This is a genomic window from Microbulbifer sp. SH-1, from assembly GCF_011326135.1.
Taxonomy (GTDB): Bacteria; Pseudomonadota; Gammaproteobacteria; order Pseudomonadales; family Cellvibrionaceae; genus Microbulbifer; species Microbulbifer harenosus.
Genome location: NZ_CP046948.1, coordinates 4351433 through 4366252 on the forward strand (window position 1 = coordinate 4351433; position 14820 = coordinate 4366252).

Consider the following 14820-nt stretch of genomic DNA (forward strand, 5'->3'; position numbering starts at 1 on the left):
TCAGCACCTTCGCGAAAGGCGTGCACTTCGTTAGGAGGCGGGTAGGAGTCAAAGGAGAGTTGTCGAAAGTTGCTTACAGCGCTCGGCAACTTGAATTGAAGCTGGGGTGCTGGGTATGGGTTTTTGAAAGCGTCGGCGACAGGGACGTCGCCGACGCAGCGTACAGGGATGTATCCACAGCGGTTTCAAAAACCCATACCCAGTGCGCCAGTGCCACATGATTTAAAACAGAGCGCGGAAAATTGCGGACTCAGAATTACCCGGCGTAAGCGTTCTCAGGCACCAGATCGTAATTCACATCCCCGAGATCAAACTGCTCCAGTGGGGCGAGCTGCATGGGTACCCGGTAGCAGCGCAGCAGTTCGCTGTCGCGGCGGTCCATTACTTCGAGGTCGTCACCGGCGATGCCGTGCAACAGGCGCTCAAATTCGGTCATTGCGGAGGCGATCAGGGTTTTGTATTCGAGTTCATCGCCGAGCTTGATGTAGCGCGCTTCGGCGCCGACCTGCTCAATACGCAGCCAGCCCGGTCCGCGCTCTGCGCCGGTAACACCCAGCACTAGCGGGCCCAGCTGATCCTGGCAGAGAGAGACCAGGCTGTGCACCGAGGGCTCCGCGTCCACTTCGTAGCCGACCCATACCCAGCCCGGCAGGCCGAGACGGGTGAGGTGCCATTCCGACAGCCATACCGTCTGATCGTCGTCCACGCGAAACTCGCTATACTCGCGCTGGCCGTTGCGGCTCGCCAGATTTACGTTTGCCTCCGGATTTTCCTGGCGGAAACTGTGCAGCTGCTGGGTCATCTCGTAGTTCACTTCCCAGTGCTTCTGCAACCGCCACTGCATCGGGTACTCGCCCCACTCCACCAGATACTCCTCGCGCTCGCGCAGGGTTTCCGCCACGCGCCAGAAAGCCCCGTCGATCAGGATGCAGGTATCGCCCGGCTTGCTGCCGGGGGCGATGATGCTGTGTTCCGGAGAGGCTTCCGAGGCGTTGACCACATGTTCGCTGCGACCCTCAATCACCTCATACCAGGGGAATCCGTGGCGCAGGGGAGGGGGGAAGGCGAGGGGCGGGCGGCCGGCGAGCAGGCGGCGGAACAGCACCGACTTTTCGATTTCCAGATCAGACAGGGTGTAGCCTTCTTTCTGGGTGATCTGCCCCCAGGCAAATGCCGCCCTTATTAATTGTTTTTCTCGGTCTGAAAAGCTCATTGTTCGCCAGGGTGTCGTTGACTGAAATTCATTCGAATAGGCAAATGACCGCAAACCTTACCACTGCCCGCATTGCGGCGCCATGGATATTCCCCACCGTGCGCGGCCAGACGTACAGGGTGCGCCTTGGGCGGGCGCGGAAAAACTCCGGTAGACTGGGCGGGTTTTAATATGACGGATAACAGAGTGAAAAAGGAGCGCGCATTGAGCGGGAGAAAACGGTCCGCCACCCGGCTTCTAACGGGGGCGGCGGTGTTAGTTGTTGCGACTTCGCTGGGGGCGCAGGCCGAGCCGGCGGCGTCTGCAGGCCCGGCCGCCGAGACCTGCTACGCCGATGGCTGGTCCGAATCCCTGCGCTGCTATCGTATTCCCGTCAGTGCCGATGGCGAGGTCGCGCTCTCGGTGCTGGTGGCGCCGGCGGTGAATGGCGGCCAGCGCGAGCCCCTGTATCTGCTGGCTGGCGGTCCCGGACAGGCCGCCAGCGACCTTGCGCGGCTCCTGAATCCCCTGCGCAAGTTGAACCGCGGGCGCGACATCGTGATGGTGGACCGCCGCGGTGGCGGCCGCTCGGATGCCTTCGACTGTGGCCTGGGCGCGGAGACCCCCGCCAGTATTGAACGGTTTGTCGGTAAGCTTGCGACCTGCTATCAAGCGTCCGGTGAGCGCCCGTTGACCATCAACAGCCGGCAGACGGTGGACGATCTGGAAACCGTGCGCAAAGCGCTGGGACACTCGCAGATCTCCCTGTGGGGTGGCTCCTGGGGCACGCGTACGGCGCTGTTGTATCAGCAGTGGTATCCGGAGTCTCTGCAGAGTCTGGTGCTCGACGGCGTCGCACCCATCGATACCAAGGTCTTCCTCGCCGCCTCGGCCACGGAATCCGCACTGGTGGCGTTGCAGCAGGCCTGCAGCGACGACCCGGTGTGCGCGGGCTTCGGTGACTGGCGCGCGCAATTGGATACGCTACTGGCCAGTTGGGGTGAGGAGCAGGCGCGCAATTTCCCCGATCCGCTCACTGGAAAAACCGTCGACGAACCCATTGAGGCCTGGATGCTGGCGGGCGCGGTGCGCACCGCGCTGTACGACCCGGGTGCCGCGGCGCAGCTGCCGTTTGCGGTGGCTCAGGCGAGCCGCGGCAACTATGCGCCGCTGTCTGGGATTGTCGGCTTGTTTGCGGAAATGGAGGGCGCCATGGCCATGGGGCTTACCTTCTCCGTGGCCTGTGCTGAGGAAATGAATCGCATCAGCGCGGAGGAGATCGCCAGCGACGCGGCGGGCACATTTATCGGCGATGGATTTATTCGTGTGTTCAGCGAGGGCTGCAAGGTGTGGCCGGTACCGGCGCTGCCCTATGAGGCTCCGCAGCCGCGCCATCACCCGGTGCTGCTGATTTCAGGCTCCGCCGACCCCATCACGCCGCCGAAGTATGCTGACGAACAGCTCGCCTACCTGGACCACAAACAACACCTGGTGGTACGCGGCGGTGGACATATCAATTCCGCACGCGGCTGCGTGCCGGACCTGATTCTCGAGTTTCTCGATCAACCGCAGGTGCCTCTGGATCAGGAGTGCCTGGCGGATATCCAGCGCCCGCCTTTTACCGCGGGCAATTACGGCCCCGCGCTGCTGCCGCGGGTTCCGGAAGCCGACTCGAGGCTCGCCGAGGAGCAGCAATCGGGATCAGAAAGTGCCGGCCGGGAAGTCGCGCGTGAAGTAGAGGGGGGCTCGCCGTGATCCGTGTCGAGAATATCAGCAAGTCATTTGCCGGCACGCCGGTGTTGCGCAACCTCAGTTTTGACGTGCCCGACGGGCGCATCACGGCACTGCTGGGTGCCAACGGCGCCGGCAAGACCAGTTGCCTGCGCATTGTCTGCGGCCTGCTGAAGGCGGATTCCGGCCGAGTGCTGGTAGGCGATGCCGACCCGGCCCTCGACCCCATGGGTGCGCGCCGCCAGCTCGGGGTGGTGGGCGACCGCGAGGGGTTGTATGAACGGCTCACGGTGCGCGAGTATCTGGAGGTCTTCGCGCGGATGCAGGGGCTCGGCGGTACGGCACTGGCGGAGGCGCTCGCTGCGGTGCGCGAGGAGTTGGAGCTGGCCGCCCTGTGGGACCGGCGCACCAAGGGGTTTTCCCAGGGGGAGCGCATGAAGGTCTCGCTGGCGCGCGCGCTGGTGCATCGCCCGCAGCACCTGATTCTCGATGAGCCCACCCGCGGCCTCGATGTGCTGGCGGTACGGCTGCTGCGCAAGACGCTCTTGCGGCTGCGTGCCGCGGGTACCACTATCCTGTTTTCCAGTCACGTTATGCCGGAAGTGGCGGAGCTGTCGGACCGGGTGCTGGTGATGGCGGCGGGGCAGCTCGTCGGTGCCGGCACACCCGAGCAGCTCGCGGCGGAGACCGGCTGCAGCACCTTGGAAGACAGTTTTGTGGCCCTGGCCTACGGCCAGCGCGCCAGTGCGGCGCGGGTAGAAGGAGAGCCGGCGTGAACAGGATATGGCGTGCGCAGGCGGTGATTGCCGGCCTGCAACAAATGGCGCCGCTGCTGCGCAAGGAATTGCTGGAAGCCTGGCGCGACCGGCGCGCGCTTCTGATGGCGGTGTGTTTTTCGCTGATGTTTCCCGCGGCGCTGGCGGGCGGGACCATCTTCATGGTGAAGAAACAGAGCGAGGACGTCACCCGGTTGGCCGTGATCGGCGCCGAGCGCGCGCCGCTGATTGCTGAACAGTTGCGCTCGCCCGGGCTGGACGTGGAGGCGCTGGCGGAGGGTAGTCCGCGCGCGTTGCTCGCCGGCGACTACGATCTGGTATTGCAAGTCACCGACGACTTCGCCGAGCGCTATCAGGACTTCCGCGCGCCGCGCCTGTACCTGTATGTGAACAGTTCCGACACCGGCAGCGGCCGTGCACAGCGCGCGTTGCAGGAGCGCCTCGGCGCACTGCAGCAGATGGTGGTGGCCCAGCGCCTGTCTGCGCGGGGCGTAGCGCCACAGCTGCTGGCGCCCTGGCGGCTTGAGACCCGCGATGTGAGCACGCCGTCGAGCCGCGGTGCGCTGATCCTGGCTACGGTACCGGGCCTTTTGATCATGACCCTGTTTATCGCCTGTCTCGCCACCGCGGTAGACAGCTCCGCCGGCGAGCGCGAGCGCCTGAGCCTGGAGCCTCTACTGGTGCAGCCGCTGGCGGGTTGGCAGATCATCACCGCCAAGACCCTGGCCGTGGCGAGTCTCGGCTGGCTCGGATCTCTGCTGGCGATCGGCGCGCTGGTATTGCTGATGCCGTTGATGCCACTGGCGGAGTTTGGGATACAACAGGCCACTACCGTGGCCGGCGTCGTTGCCATGGGGCTGGTGCTGTTGCCGCTGGCGCTGCTGGTGGCCGTCGTGCAGATTTTGCTGGCGCTGCGCTCGCAGTCGTTCAAAGATGCCCAGACCCAACTGAGCATCTTGCAGATTGCACCGGTGGTACTGTTGATGGTGCTGGACATGGCGCAGATCAAGCTGGCCGACAGCTGGCAGTTGTTGCCGCTGATCGGCCAGCAGCAATGGCTCAAAGGGCTGTTGGTCGGCGACTGGGTGTCACCCCTGTGGATGCTGGCGGGCTCGGCCGTGACCCTGGTATTGGTGGTGATGGCGATTCTTGTAGGTGCCCGCGCGTTGCAGCGGGAAAGTCTGTTGTCAGCCAGTTGAATCCGGGTTGATCGGAAAGTAAGGCGGGTAAGCGTGAGCGTACTGGAACTTGAGCACGAGGGGTTGTTGACTGTCGACCTTGGCGCCATCGCCGATAACTACACCTGGCTGCGCGCGCGCCTGGCGGACGGCTGTCGCTGCGCGGCGGTGGTCAAGGCGGATGCCTACGGTCTCGGTGTCAGTCAGGTGGCGCCGGTGCTCTATCGCAGTGGTTGCCGGGACTTTTTTGTGGCGACGCTGGCAGAGGGCGAAGAACTGCGCGCGCTATTGCCTGCGGATACGACCATCTATGTGTTGACCGGCATTCGCCCCGGCTGCGAGCAGCGGTGCGCGGCGGCCAACCTGATCCCGGTGTTGGTTTCCACCGAACAGCTGCGTCAGTGGTGTGTACACACTGGTACCGATACCCGCGCGGCGCCCTGTGCACTCAAGGTGGATACCGGAATGACCCGGCTCGGTATGGGCGCCGATGAATTTGCGCGCTTGCTGCAGGCGCCGGAACTGCTCACGCGCGCGAATGTGCAGCTGATCCTGAGTCACCTGGCCTGTGCCGATGAGCCAGAGCACCCGCAGAATCCGGCCCAGCTCGCTGCGTTCAATGAATTTGTCAGTGCGTTGCGTCGGATCAGTCCACCGGTACAGGCAAGTTTTTCCAATTCCTCCGGTATCTGTCTCGGCGACGCCTATCACTTTGACCTGGCCCGCCCGGGCTCAGCTCTATACGGCATCAATCCGCTGCCTGGCAGCGACAACCCCATGCGTCCGGTGGTTAACCTGCGTGTGCCGGTGCTGCAGCAGCGCGAGATCACCCGCGATTGCGCAGTGGGCTACGGTGCTACAGGCAGCGCTGCCGCGGGCAGCTGGCTGGCGGTGGTGAGAGGCGGTTACGCCGACGGCATGCTGCGCACCCAGAGCGGTCGCGGGCGCGCTATCGCGATCGCGGGCGATGAAAAAATTGCTGTATCCATGCTCGGGCGTGTGTCCATGGATACCTGTGTCTTTGATATCTCCGCGCTCAGCGCCGCCCAGCGCGCGCAGCTGGAAGTCTTCGAGCTGCTGGGCGACGACTGGACGGTGGACGATATGGGGGCCGCCGCCGGCACCATCGGCTATGAAATCCTCACGTCCCTCGGCCGGCGCTACGGCCGCCGCTATCGCTGAATGTTCGCGATTGTTTTACCGATGGAGAACCGAGTGTCACGCAAATCTGACGAACCTTCTGTGTCGAGCACCGACCTGCTCGGCGGGCGCCTGCGGCCGCTGCTCAATCTGCTGGCTGACGGCGAAGTGCATTCCGGGGAATCCCTCGGCGACGTGCTGGGGGTGAGCCGCGCCGCGGTGTGGAAACAGTTGCAGAAGCTGGAATCCCTGGGGCTGCAGGTGATATCGGAGAAAGGCCGCGGCTATCGCCTGTGCGGCGGGCTGGATCTGCTGGACGAACACACTATTCGCGAGCAGCTTGCGCGCGACGTCGCGCCGCTGCTTTGTGGCTTGCAGGTTGTAGACCAGGTGGACTCCACCAATGCGCGCATGCTGGCGGCTCTGGATGCCGGCGCCGGCCATGGCCAGGTGCTGCTCGCCGAGCAGCAGACCGCCGGCCGCGGTCGTCGCGGGCGCGCCTGGCAGAGTCCGTTTGCATCCGGCATCAGTATTTCTATCGGCTGGCGCTTCAGCGGCGGTGTGCAGTTGCTGGAGGGCTTGAGTCTCGCGGTTGGCGTGGCGTTGGCGCGCGCACTGGCGCGGTTTGATGTCCCGGACCTTCGCCTCAAGTGGCCCAATGATGTGTGGTGCCGCGGGCGCAAACTCGCGGGCGTGTTACTGGAGCTGAGTGGCGATCTCACCGACCGCTGCGCGGTGGTGATCGGCATCGGCCTGAATATGCGCCTGCCCGTCGCGGCGGCAGAGGCGATAGAGCAGCCCTGGATCGATCTCGCCGAGGTGCGCCCGGGGATTTCGCGCAACCTGCTGGTGGCGGCGATGCTGGATGAGTTGCTGCCGATGTTGTCGGCCTACCCCGATTCCGGCTTTGGCGCCTGGCGCGAGGCGTGGCAGGCGCTGGACCAGTTCGCCGGCGCTGAAGTGTGTTTGCAGTCGGCGCAGCAGCGCTGGTGCGGCATAGAGCGCGGCGTAGATGGCAGCGGCGCGCTGCTGCTGGACATCGACGGTGAATGTCGGGCTTTTCATGGCGGTGAGCTCTCCCTGCGTCCCGCCGGGAGCCGTGCGCCGTGATTCTGGAGTTGGATCAGGGTAATACCCGCGGCAAGTGGCGCTTGATTCGCAATCAGTCTGCCGCGGGGGAAGCTGAAGTTGTTGCTCGCGGCACTTTCGCCCCTGGGCCTTGGTGGCGGGAGGCGGCGTTACCGGCGGCCTGGATAGAGCGCGCCCCCACGCGGGTGCGCATCGCCAATGTGGCAGGTGGCGAGGTGGAGCGTGCAATCAGTGCGCGCCTGCAGCTGGATCTGGGCATTGCGGCGGAATTCGCGCGGGTAACCGCTGAGTGCGGCGGTGTGCGCTGCGCCTATTCACAGGTGGAACGGCTTGGGGTCGACCGCTGGCTGGCGGTACTCGCTGCGCACCACCGCTCGCCCGCACCGGCACTGGTAGTGGACTGCGGCAGCGCGGTGACCTTGGACCTGCTGGGTATCGGTGGCGAGCATCTAGGCGGATATATCCTGCCGGGTCTCGGCTTGATGCGCCGCGCATTGTCCAGTGATACCGACGCGGTCAAAGTGGCCGAGTGTTTTGCGCCGGGTATGTCCCTCGCCCCCGGGAGGAATACCGCGGATGCGGTCAATCGCGGACTGCCGCTGATGGTTCTCGGTGCGGTGGACCGGGCTCTCGATTTCCTGCGTCAGCATTGCGCAGCAGGTGGGGTTTCGGCATCCCGACTGATATTGACCGGCGGCGACGGCGCGCTGCTGGCATCTTTCCTACCGCAACCTTACCTGCTGCTTCACGATCTGGTGATGGAGGGGTTGGCGCTCACCAACCCCTGATGATCGGTTGCGCGGCAGTTGCGACTGTGCGCCAGTCGCTGCCAGCGCTGCTGGAGTAAGGCTAGAATCCGCACTTCCCGAATTCTGTGGCGATGAGATATACGTGTTGAGCGTCAGCGCCGCACACTCTGGGTAACCCGGTAGTGAATAACGTCGGGTCGACGGCAAAAATCCCGAAATTGACAGGTACCACTGACTGACGGCTATGCGTTGGATATTTTTATTTTTAGCGGCTGCGAATCTCGGCCTGCTCGCCTGGTTTGTAACCACGACATCTGCGCCTGCGCCGACAGCGAAGAGTGTGCCGTTGGCGGAAGAGGAGGGTGCCGGCAGCATCATACTGTTGAGCGAGGCCGACCCGGCACAGTTGAGAGCCGGAAAGCAGAAGCCCGCGGCGGCGCCCAGCGATACACCGGCAGAGAGGGCGGATACTCCGCCCGCGCAGCTGTGCAGCCTCGTGGGACCATTTGATGAGGCCTACCAGGGCGAGGAGGTGGCGCGGCGGCTGCAGGCATTGCAGGTGCCCGCTGCAATGAAGGAAATCGAGATGCAGGGGCAGATGCGCTACTGGGTATACCTGGCGCCCTTGAATTCATCCCAGCAGGCTTTCCGCAAGCTGCGGGAGTTGCAGGCCGCGGGTATCGACAGTTACGTAATTCCCAAGGGGTCCCTGGAAAATGGGATTTCATTCGGGATTTTCTCCGAGGAGGAGCGCGCCCGCTCGCTGGCCAGGGATCTGCAGGGGCGCGGATTCGCAGCGGAGTATCGCGAGGAGCCGCAGACTTACCTCGAGCGCTGGGTGGTTGTGGAAAGTACCGGTGTCAGCCAGGTTGCCGAAGCATTCTGGCAGCAGCTTCAGCTGGATTATCCGGACATCGGCCGCCGCCAGAATCTGTGCAGTGAGATTCGCGAGAAAGAAATCGAGTGATCCGGGCGGTTCAGCCTTGCGCAATTTTTGATGCCTGCAATCGAGGTGAAGAAAAGCGACAACAGGCTGTTGCGTGTCGAGAACACTTCCCCTAGAATCCCGCCTCCACTTAAGGGGGTGTCAACTACCCCGGTGGAAGAGTCGGTTTGAAAGAGCCGATACGGAAAAGGCTGGCGTAGCTCAGTAGGTAGAGCAGCTGACTTGTAATCAGCCGGTCGGGGGTTCGATTCCTCTCGCCAGCTCCATTTCTTTCCGTCGCGCAGTGCACTGACAAATTCAGGTAAGTGTGTGAATTTGAAAGAAAAAATGTTGACAGCGAAAAGGATGGTGTGGAGAATGCGCACCACCTTGAGGCAGGGGTTCCCGAGTGGCCAAAGGGATCAGACTGTAAATCTGACGCGCAAGCTTCGGTGGTTCGAATCCACCCCCCTGCACCATTATTTAGATGCCTATGTGCTGGCATCGAAGATGAAAGAGAGGTTTGCTCTTTTGTCTGGAGGTTTCGCACGCGATAGCGCGGGCATAGTTCAATGGTAGAACCTCAGCCTTCCAAGCTGATGATGCGGGTTCGATTCCCGCTGCCCGCTCCATTTTTAGTGCGGAGCTTGGTTGGTTGTGTGTGATGACCTTTTGGTTGTCGCGCTGCGCAGGCTGCCCCGCCTGCTCCGGCACTGAGTGCTGGTATTCGGAGTAAGCTCATGTAGCTCAGGGGTAGAGCACACCCTTGGTAAGGGTGAGGTCGGCGGTTCAAATCCGCCCATGAGCTCCATTATTCGTGGCCGCGGTGACCTGTGTCTCCGCGGTTATTTGTATCCGGCTTATATGCTTTTGCGGGTCGGATGCGTCGGTTCCCGAGTGGGCTCTTTGGAGTGGATGCGCGGGAGCTGTTCTAAGGTAAGGTCGCTAGTTCGGCTCACGCTTATATTGGGAGGCCCGCAATGGGAAAAGAAAAGTTTGAACGTTCCAAGCCCCACGTAAACGTGGGCACCATCGGTCACGTTGACCACGGTAAAACCACCCTGACTGCTGCGCTGACCCGCGTATGTTCCGAAGTGTGGGGTGGCGCTGCCGTTGCCTTCGACGGTATCGATAACGCACCGGAAGAGCGCGAGCGCGGTATCACCATCTCCACTTCCCACGTGGAATACGAGTCCCCGACTCGTCACTACGCGCACGTTGACTGCCCGGGACACGCCGACTACGTGAAGAACATGATCACCGGCGCGGCGCAGATGGACGGCGCGATCCTGGTATGTTCCGCTGCTGACGGCCCCATGCCGCAGACCCGCGAGCACATCCTGCTGTCCCGTCAGGTAGGTGTACCGTACATCGTGGTATTCCTGAACAAAGCCGACATGGTCGACGACGAAGAGCTGCTGGAGCTGGTAGAGATGGAAGTTCGCGAACTTCTGGACCAGTACGAGTTCCCGGGCGACGACACTCCGATCATCGTTGGTTCCGCGCTGATGGCGCTGAACGGCGAAGACGACAACGAAATGGGTACTACTGCCGTTAAGAAACTGGTGGAAACCCTGGACGCCTACATTCCGGAGCCGGAGCGCGCTATCGACAAGCCGTTCCTGATGCCGATTGAAGACGTATTCTCCATCTCTGGTCGCGGCACCGTAGTAACCGGCCGTGTAGAGCGTGGTATCGTCAAGACTGGTGATGAAATCGCCATCGTTGGTATCCGTGACACCACCACCACCACCTGTACCGGTGTGGAAATGTTCCGCAAGCTGCTGGACGAAGGTCGTGCTGGTGAGAACATCGGCGCCCTGCTGCGCGGCACCAAGCGTGACGAAGTAGAGCGTGGTCAGGTACTGGCCAAGCCGGGTTCCATCACTCCGCACACCAAGTTCGAAGCGGAAGTGTACGTACTGTCCAAGGACGAAGGTGGTCGTCACACCCCGTTCTTCAAGGGCTACCGTCCGCAGTTCTACTTCCGTACCACCGACGTAACTGGTGCGTGTGAACTGCCGGAAGGCACCGAGATGGTAATGCCGGGCGATAACGTTCAGATGACCGTTACCCTGATTGCCCCGATCGCCATGGAAGAAGGTCTGCGTTTCGCGATTCGCGAAGGTGGCCGTACCGTTGGTGCTGGCGTTGTGGCCAAAATCATCGAGTAATCGGTGAATAAGTGCGGCTTTCGAGTGAATCGTAAGTCGCACTTGCAAATGCTGGGGTGGGTGGTATTATCCGCCCCTCATTTTTTCCGGTAGTGGCGCAGTCCACCTCCGGAAGTGTTCCAGGCCAGTAGTTCAATTGGTAGAGCACCGGTCTCCAAAACCGGCTGTTGGGGGTTCGAGTCCCTCCTGGCCTGCCAACTTTCAGATGCCCGCAAGGGGCCTGCAGTTGGGCTATCCTGTACTGCTGTCGCTCTTTGTGGTCGTTGGCAATAAAGGCGCCTTGCGGTAAAGGGGCGCGCTAAAGGCTTCTTTGTATGAATGCTAAAGTAGAGGCGAAAACCTTTCGTCTTGACGGCCTGAAGTGGCTGCTGGTTGTGCTGCTTGTCGGTGCCGCTGTGGCGGGCAATTCCTACTACGCCGAAATCCCCCTGTTGTATCGTGTCCTGGCAATTGTTGCGCTTTGCCTTGCGGCGGCATTTGTTGCTGTGCAGACAGAGAAGGGTAGTAGCTTCTGGAACCTGCTGCGGGAAGCTCAGAATGAAGTGCGTCGGGTGGTATGGCCGACTCGCCAGGAGGCAACGCAGACCACGTTGATTGTGGTGGTGTTCGTGCTGTTGATGGCGGTTATTCTGTGGGGGCTGGATACCGGCCTCGGCTGGCTCGCTTCCAAGATCATTGGCTAAAGGTTAATCCATGGCAAAGCATTGGTACGTGGTTCAGGCTTACTCCGGTTATGAGAAACGCGTGGCGTCTTCTCTGAAGGAGCGCATTGAGCTGCACGAAATGGATCACCTGTTTGGTGAAGTGCTTGTCCCCACGGAAGAAGTGGTGGAGATGCGTGCCGGTCAGAAGCGTAAGAGTGAGCGCAAGTTTTTCCCTGGTTATGTACTGGTGGAAATGGAGCTCAATGACGACACCTGGCACCTGGTGAAGGAAACTCCCCGTGTGCTGGGCTTTATCGGCGGCAAGGCGGACAAGCCGGCGCCGATTACCGATCGCGAAGCGCAGGCCATCCTGAATCGTATGGATGACGCTGCGGAGAAACCCAAGCCCAAGACCCTGTTCGAGCCGGGTGAAATGGTACGGGTTATCGACGGTCCGTTTAACGATTTCAACGGTGTGGTGGAAGAGGTCAACTACGAGAAGAGTCGCCTGCGGGTGGCGGTGTTGATCTTCGGTCGCTCTACGCCGGTAGAGCTGGAATTCAGTCAGGTAGAGAAAGGCTGATTTCGAGCTGGAAGGATTCGGCCCTCTTTCGCTAATCGCGGAAGGGGGCTTTCGCGTCCCTGAAAACTGTGTTGCCGATTTGGTGAGCGGTGGCAGGGGTACAAACAGGGGAGCTGAGCGTTGCACGTTTGTAAAAGTGTACAGCGCAGGCGCTAATACCCAGTTAAAGAGGAAGCTGTAATGGCTAAGAAAGTAGAAGCTTACATCAAGCTGCAAGTGAAGGCCGGCCAGGCCAACCCGAGTCCGCCCGTTGGTCCTGCGCTGGGTCAGAAAGGCGTGAACATCATGGAATTCTGTAAGGCGTTCAACGCCCAGACCCAGGGTATTGAGCCGGGCCTGCCGATTCCTGTTGTGATCTCTGTATACAGCGATCGCTCTTTCACCTTCGTTATGAAGTCCCCGCCCGCCGCGGTTCTGCTGCGCAAGGCTGCCAAGATCAAGAGCGGCTCCGGCCGTCCGAACACTGAGAAAGTGGGCAAAGTAACCCGCGCTCAGATCGAAGAGATCGTGGAAATGAAGAAAGCTGACCTGACTGCATCCGACCTGGAAGCAGCTGTGCGCACCATCGCTGGTTCCGCACGCAGTGCCGGTATCGAAGTGGAGGGCGTGTAAGTGGCCAAATTGACCAAGCGTCAGCGCGCTATCGCTGAAAAACTCCAGTCTGGCAAGGCATACGGTATCGACGAAGCGGTATCCCTGCTGAAAGAGTTCTCCAATGTCAAATTCGCGGAAACCGTTGATGCCGCCATCAACCTGGGTATCGATCCGCGCAAATCCGACCAGGCCGTTCGCGGTGCGACTACTCTGCCGCACGGTACCGGTAAAGACGTGCGTGTAGCCGTATTTACCCAGGGCGCCAACGCTGAAGCTGCCAAGGCAGCTGGCGCTGAACTGGTGGGTATGGACGAACTGGCTGCCGACATCAAAGCCGGCAACATGGACTTCGACGTGGTTATCGCCTCTCCGGACGCGATGCGCGTTGTTGGCCAGCTGGGCCAGATCCTCGGTCCGCGCGGTCTGATGCCGAACCCGAAAACCGGCACCGTAACCCCGGACGTGGTAACCGCGGTTAAGAATGCCAAGGCCGGTCAGGTGCGCTTCCGCGCTGACAAGGGCGGCATCATTCACGGTGGTATCGGCAAAATCGGCTTCGACGCCAAGCTGCTGAAGGAAAACCTGGAAGCGCTGGTAGCGGATCTGAAGAAAGCCAAACCGGCTTCTGCCAAGGGCGTGTATCTGAAGAAGATCACCCTGAGCACCACTATGGGCCCGGGTCTGACCATCGACCAGGCTTCTCTGGACGTTAAATAACTTTCTAGTGGGGTTTTCCCAAGAAAGTTAGCAGCGTTCAGTAAAAAGAACTTTGGGGTCCGCCGCTCTGGTTTACCGGGTGGCGGGCCGTCAAAGACCGTAGGCGCGGCGGGTGTTTGAGGTTTAAATGCCCACTGCTTAATCCGATACGAGGCCAGGTTGGTCAATACGGTATCGAGCCTACGCAGACGGTGTGCCCAAACCAGTATTTTTACTGGATTTGAGCTTAAAGCACCGGAACGGGTCGGGTGACATGTGGTTCCCGGCCTTCATTCAAATCCAGGAGTGACACTATGGCTATTGGACTCGTAGACAAGAAAGCGATTGTCGCGGAAGTCCAGCAGGCTGCTGAGGGTGCTCTGTCTGCGGTTGTTGCGGATTCCCGCGGCGTAACCGTGAATGACATGACTGCCCTGCGCAAAGAGGCTCGCGAACACGGCGTTTGGCTGAAAGTTGTTCGTAATACTCTGGCGCGTCGCGCTCTGGCCGGTACCGAATTCGAATGTCTCGTTGAGAAATTCGTCGGTCCCAGCATCATTGCTTTTTCCAATGAACACCCGGGTGCCGGTGCGCGCATCCTGCGTGACTTCGCGAAGAAGAATGACAAGCTGGAACTGAAAGGTGCCGCCTTCGAAGGCGTAGCGACTGACGTCCAACTGTTGGCAAGCCTGCCGACATACGACGAAGCAATCGCCCAGCTGATGAGCGTGTTGAAAGAAGCCTCTGCTGGCAAGCTGGTCCGCACCATTGCGGCCGTTCGCGACCAAAAAGAGCAGCAAGCTGCGTAATTGTTTCGCTTCGCGAAATCGCAGTTTTCAACGACTTTTTATTGAATTTACGAGCAGCTTGCTGCTCACACGAAATCAGGTACTAACTCATGTCTCTGACTAAAGAAGATATCATCAATGCGATCGCCGAGATGTCCGTTAAGGACGTTGTTGAGCTGATCACCGCTATGGAAGAGAAGTTCGGCGTAACTGCAGCTGCTGCTGTTGTTGCTGCTGGCCCGGCTGCTGAAGCGGCTGAAGAGAAAGACTCTTTCGACATCGTTCTGACTTCCGCAGGCGACAAGAAAGTGAACGTGATCAAGGTTGTTCGCGGCATCACCGGTCTGGGCCTGAAAGAAGCCAAAGAACTGGTAGACGGCGCTCCGAGCACTCTGAAAGAAGCTGCAGCCAAGGCTGAAGCTGAAGATGCGAAGAAGCAGCTGGAAGAAGCTGGCGCTACCGTAGAACTGAAGTAATTCGGATCTACACAGCACCGCCAGTGGCTGCGTAATCAACCGCTGGCGGAAAGGCTGGTGGACTTTTGTCCGCCGGCCTTTTTGC

General features: G+C 60.9%; 15 protein-coding genes and 5 tRNA genes. 19 read left to right on the plus strand and 1 reads right to left on the minus strand.

Features of this window, described 5'->3' with window-relative positions:
• Nucleotides 1-256: 256 nt before the first annotated feature.
• The gene (locus tag GNX18_RS17875; RefSeq protein ID WP_166219911.1) at nucleotides 257-1213 is read right to left on the minus strand and encodes a hypothetical protein; all 957 of its coding nucleotides are present in this window, start codon (nucleotides 1211-1213) and stop codon (nucleotides 257-259) included.
• Between the two features lie 252 nt (nucleotides 1214-1465).
• Between GNX18_RS17875 and GNX18_RS17880 the strand changes: the two genes are divergently transcribed.
• The 19 genes from GNX18_RS17880 (at nucleotide 1466) to rplL (ending at nucleotide 14735) form a co-directional block, all read left to right on the plus strand.
• A complete protein-coding gene (locus tag GNX18_RS17880) occupies nucleotides 1466-2947 on the plus strand; it encodes an alpha/beta hydrolase (RefSeq protein ID WP_240914083.1) in 1482 nt (493 codons plus the stop codon).
• On the plus strand, nucleotides 2944-3699 hold the full coding sequence (locus GNX18_RS17885; protein ID WP_166219915.1) for an ATP-binding cassette domain-containing protein: 756 nt from the start codon (nucleotides 2944-2946) through the stop codon (nucleotides 3697-3699). Before GNX18_RS17880 ends, GNX18_RS17885 begins: the two co-directional genes overlap by 4 nt.
• Nucleotides 3696-4898, plus strand: a complete 1203-nt coding sequence (locus GNX18_RS17890; protein WP_240914086.1) for an ABC transporter permease — start codon at nucleotides 3696-3698, stop codon at nucleotides 4896-4898. Before GNX18_RS17885 ends, GNX18_RS17890 begins: the two co-directional genes overlap by 4 nt.
• Before the next feature lie 33 nt (nucleotides 4899-4931).
• Nucleotides 4932-6059 (plus strand): alanine racemase, encoded by a 1128-nt coding sequence (gene alr, locus GNX18_RS17895; RefSeq protein ID WP_166219916.1) that lies wholly within the window; start codon nucleotides 4932-4934, stop codon nucleotides 6057-6059.
• 33 nt (nucleotides 6060-6092) lie between these two features.
• Nucleotides 6093-7127, plus strand: coding sequence for a bifunctional biotin--[acetyl-CoA-carboxylase] ligase/biotin operon repressor BirA (gene birA, locus GNX18_RS17900; RefSeq protein WP_240914088.1), 1035 nt, complete (start codon nucleotides 6093-6095; stop codon nucleotides 7125-7127).
• A complete protein-coding gene (locus GNX18_RS17905; RefSeq protein WP_138236955.1) occupies nucleotides 7124-7894 on the plus strand; it encodes a type III pantothenate kinase in 771 nt (256 codons plus the stop codon). The genes birA and GNX18_RS17905 overlap by 4 nt, the downstream gene beginning before the upstream one ends.
• 205 nt (nucleotides 7895-8099) lie before the next feature.
• Nucleotides 8100-8822, plus strand: coding sequence for an SPOR domain-containing protein (locus GNX18_RS17910; RefSeq protein ID WP_138236954.1), 723 nt, complete (start codon nucleotides 8100-8102; stop codon nucleotides 8820-8822).
• A 169-nt stretch (nucleotides 8823-8991) separates the two neighbouring features.
• Nucleotides 8992-9067 (plus strand) — tRNA-Thr (locus GNX18_RS17915).
• A gap of 108 nt (nucleotides 9068-9175) precedes the next feature.
• Nucleotides 9176-9259 (plus strand) — tRNA-Tyr (locus GNX18_RS17920).
• Nucleotides 9260-9338: 79 nt separating this feature from the next.
• Nucleotides 9339-9412: transfer RNA gene (locus GNX18_RS17925), tRNA-Gly, on the plus strand.
• 104 nt (nucleotides 9413-9516) lie between these two features.
• Nucleotides 9517-9591 (plus strand) — tRNA-Thr (locus tag GNX18_RS17930).
• A 169-nt stretch (nucleotides 9592-9760) separates the two neighbouring features.
• Entirely contained in the window at nucleotides 9761-10954 is a 1194-nt protein-coding gene (gene tuf / locus GNX18_RS17935; RefSeq protein ID WP_166219918.1) for an elongation factor Tu, read from the plus strand.
• Nucleotides 10955-11075: 121 nt separating this feature from the next.
• Nucleotides 11076-11151, plus strand: a tRNA-Trp gene (locus tag GNX18_RS17940).
• A gap of 117 nt (nucleotides 11152-11268) precedes the next feature.
• Complete coding sequence (secE, locus tag GNX18_RS17945) at nucleotides 11269-11637, plus strand: preprotein translocase subunit SecE (protein ID WP_138236948.1); 369 nt, start codon at nucleotides 11269-11271, stop codon at nucleotides 11635-11637.
• Between the two features lie 10 nt (nucleotides 11638-11647).
• Nucleotides 11648-12181 (plus strand): transcription termination/antitermination protein NusG, encoded by a 534-nt coding sequence (gene nusG / locus GNX18_RS17950; protein WP_105101983.1) that lies wholly within the window; start codon nucleotides 11648-11650, stop codon nucleotides 12179-12181.
• 180 nt (nucleotides 12182-12361) lie between these two features.
• Nucleotides 12362-12793: a 50S ribosomal protein L11 gene (gene rplK, locus GNX18_RS17955; protein WP_138236947.1), complete on the plus strand. Its 432-nt coding sequence runs from the start codon at nucleotides 12362-12364 to the stop codon at nucleotides 12791-12793.
• Nucleotides 12794-13492: a 50S ribosomal protein L1 gene (gene rplA / locus GNX18_RS17960; RefSeq protein WP_138236946.1), complete on the plus strand. Its 699-nt coding sequence runs from the start codon at nucleotides 12794-12796 to the stop codon at nucleotides 13490-13492.
• Nucleotides 13493-13785: 293 nt separating this feature from the next.
• Entirely contained in the window at nucleotides 13786-14280 is a 495-nt protein-coding gene (rplJ, locus tag GNX18_RS17965; RefSeq protein ID WP_138236945.1) for a 50S ribosomal protein L10, read from the plus strand.
• An 89-nt stretch (nucleotides 14281-14369) separates the two neighbouring features.
• Nucleotides 14370-14735, plus strand: a complete 366-nt coding sequence (gene rplL / locus GNX18_RS17970; protein WP_105101979.1) for a 50S ribosomal protein L7/L12 — start codon at nucleotides 14370-14372, stop codon at nucleotides 14733-14735.
• The last annotated feature ends 85 nt before the right edge of the window (nucleotides 14736-14820 follow it).

Excerpts from the sequence above, each read along its gene's own strand:
- GNX18_RS17910 (WP_138236954.1), top strand. The coding sequence starts at position 8,100 with ATGCGTTGGATATTTTTATTTTTAGCGGCTGCGAATCTCGGCCTGCTC.
- nusG (WP_105101983.1), top strand. The coding sequence starts at position 11,648 with ATGGCAAAGCATTGGTACGTGGTTCAGGCTTACTCCGGTTATGAGAAA.
- GNX18_RS17875 (WP_166219911.1), bottom strand. The coding sequence starts at position 1,213 with ATGAGCTTTTCAGACCGAGAAAAACAATTAATAAGGGCGGCATTTGCC.
- rplL (WP_105101979.1), top strand. The coding sequence starts at position 14,370 with ATGTCTCTGACTAAAGAAGATATCATCAATGCGATCGCCGAGATGTCC.
- secE (WP_138236948.1), top strand. The coding sequence starts at position 11,269 with ATGAATGCTAAAGTAGAGGCGAAAACCTTTCGTCTTGACGGCCTGAAG.
- rplJ (WP_138236945.1), top strand. The coding sequence starts at position 13,786 with ATGGCTATTGGACTCGTAGACAAGAAAGCGATTGTCGCGGAAGTCCAG.
- tuf (WP_166219918.1), top strand. The coding sequence starts at position 9,761 with ATGGGAAAAGAAAAGTTTGAACGTTCCAAGCCCCACGTAAACGTGGGC.
- rplK (WP_138236947.1), top strand. The coding sequence starts at position 12,362 with ATGGCTAAGAAAGTAGAAGCTTACATCAAGCTGCAAGTGAAGGCCGGC.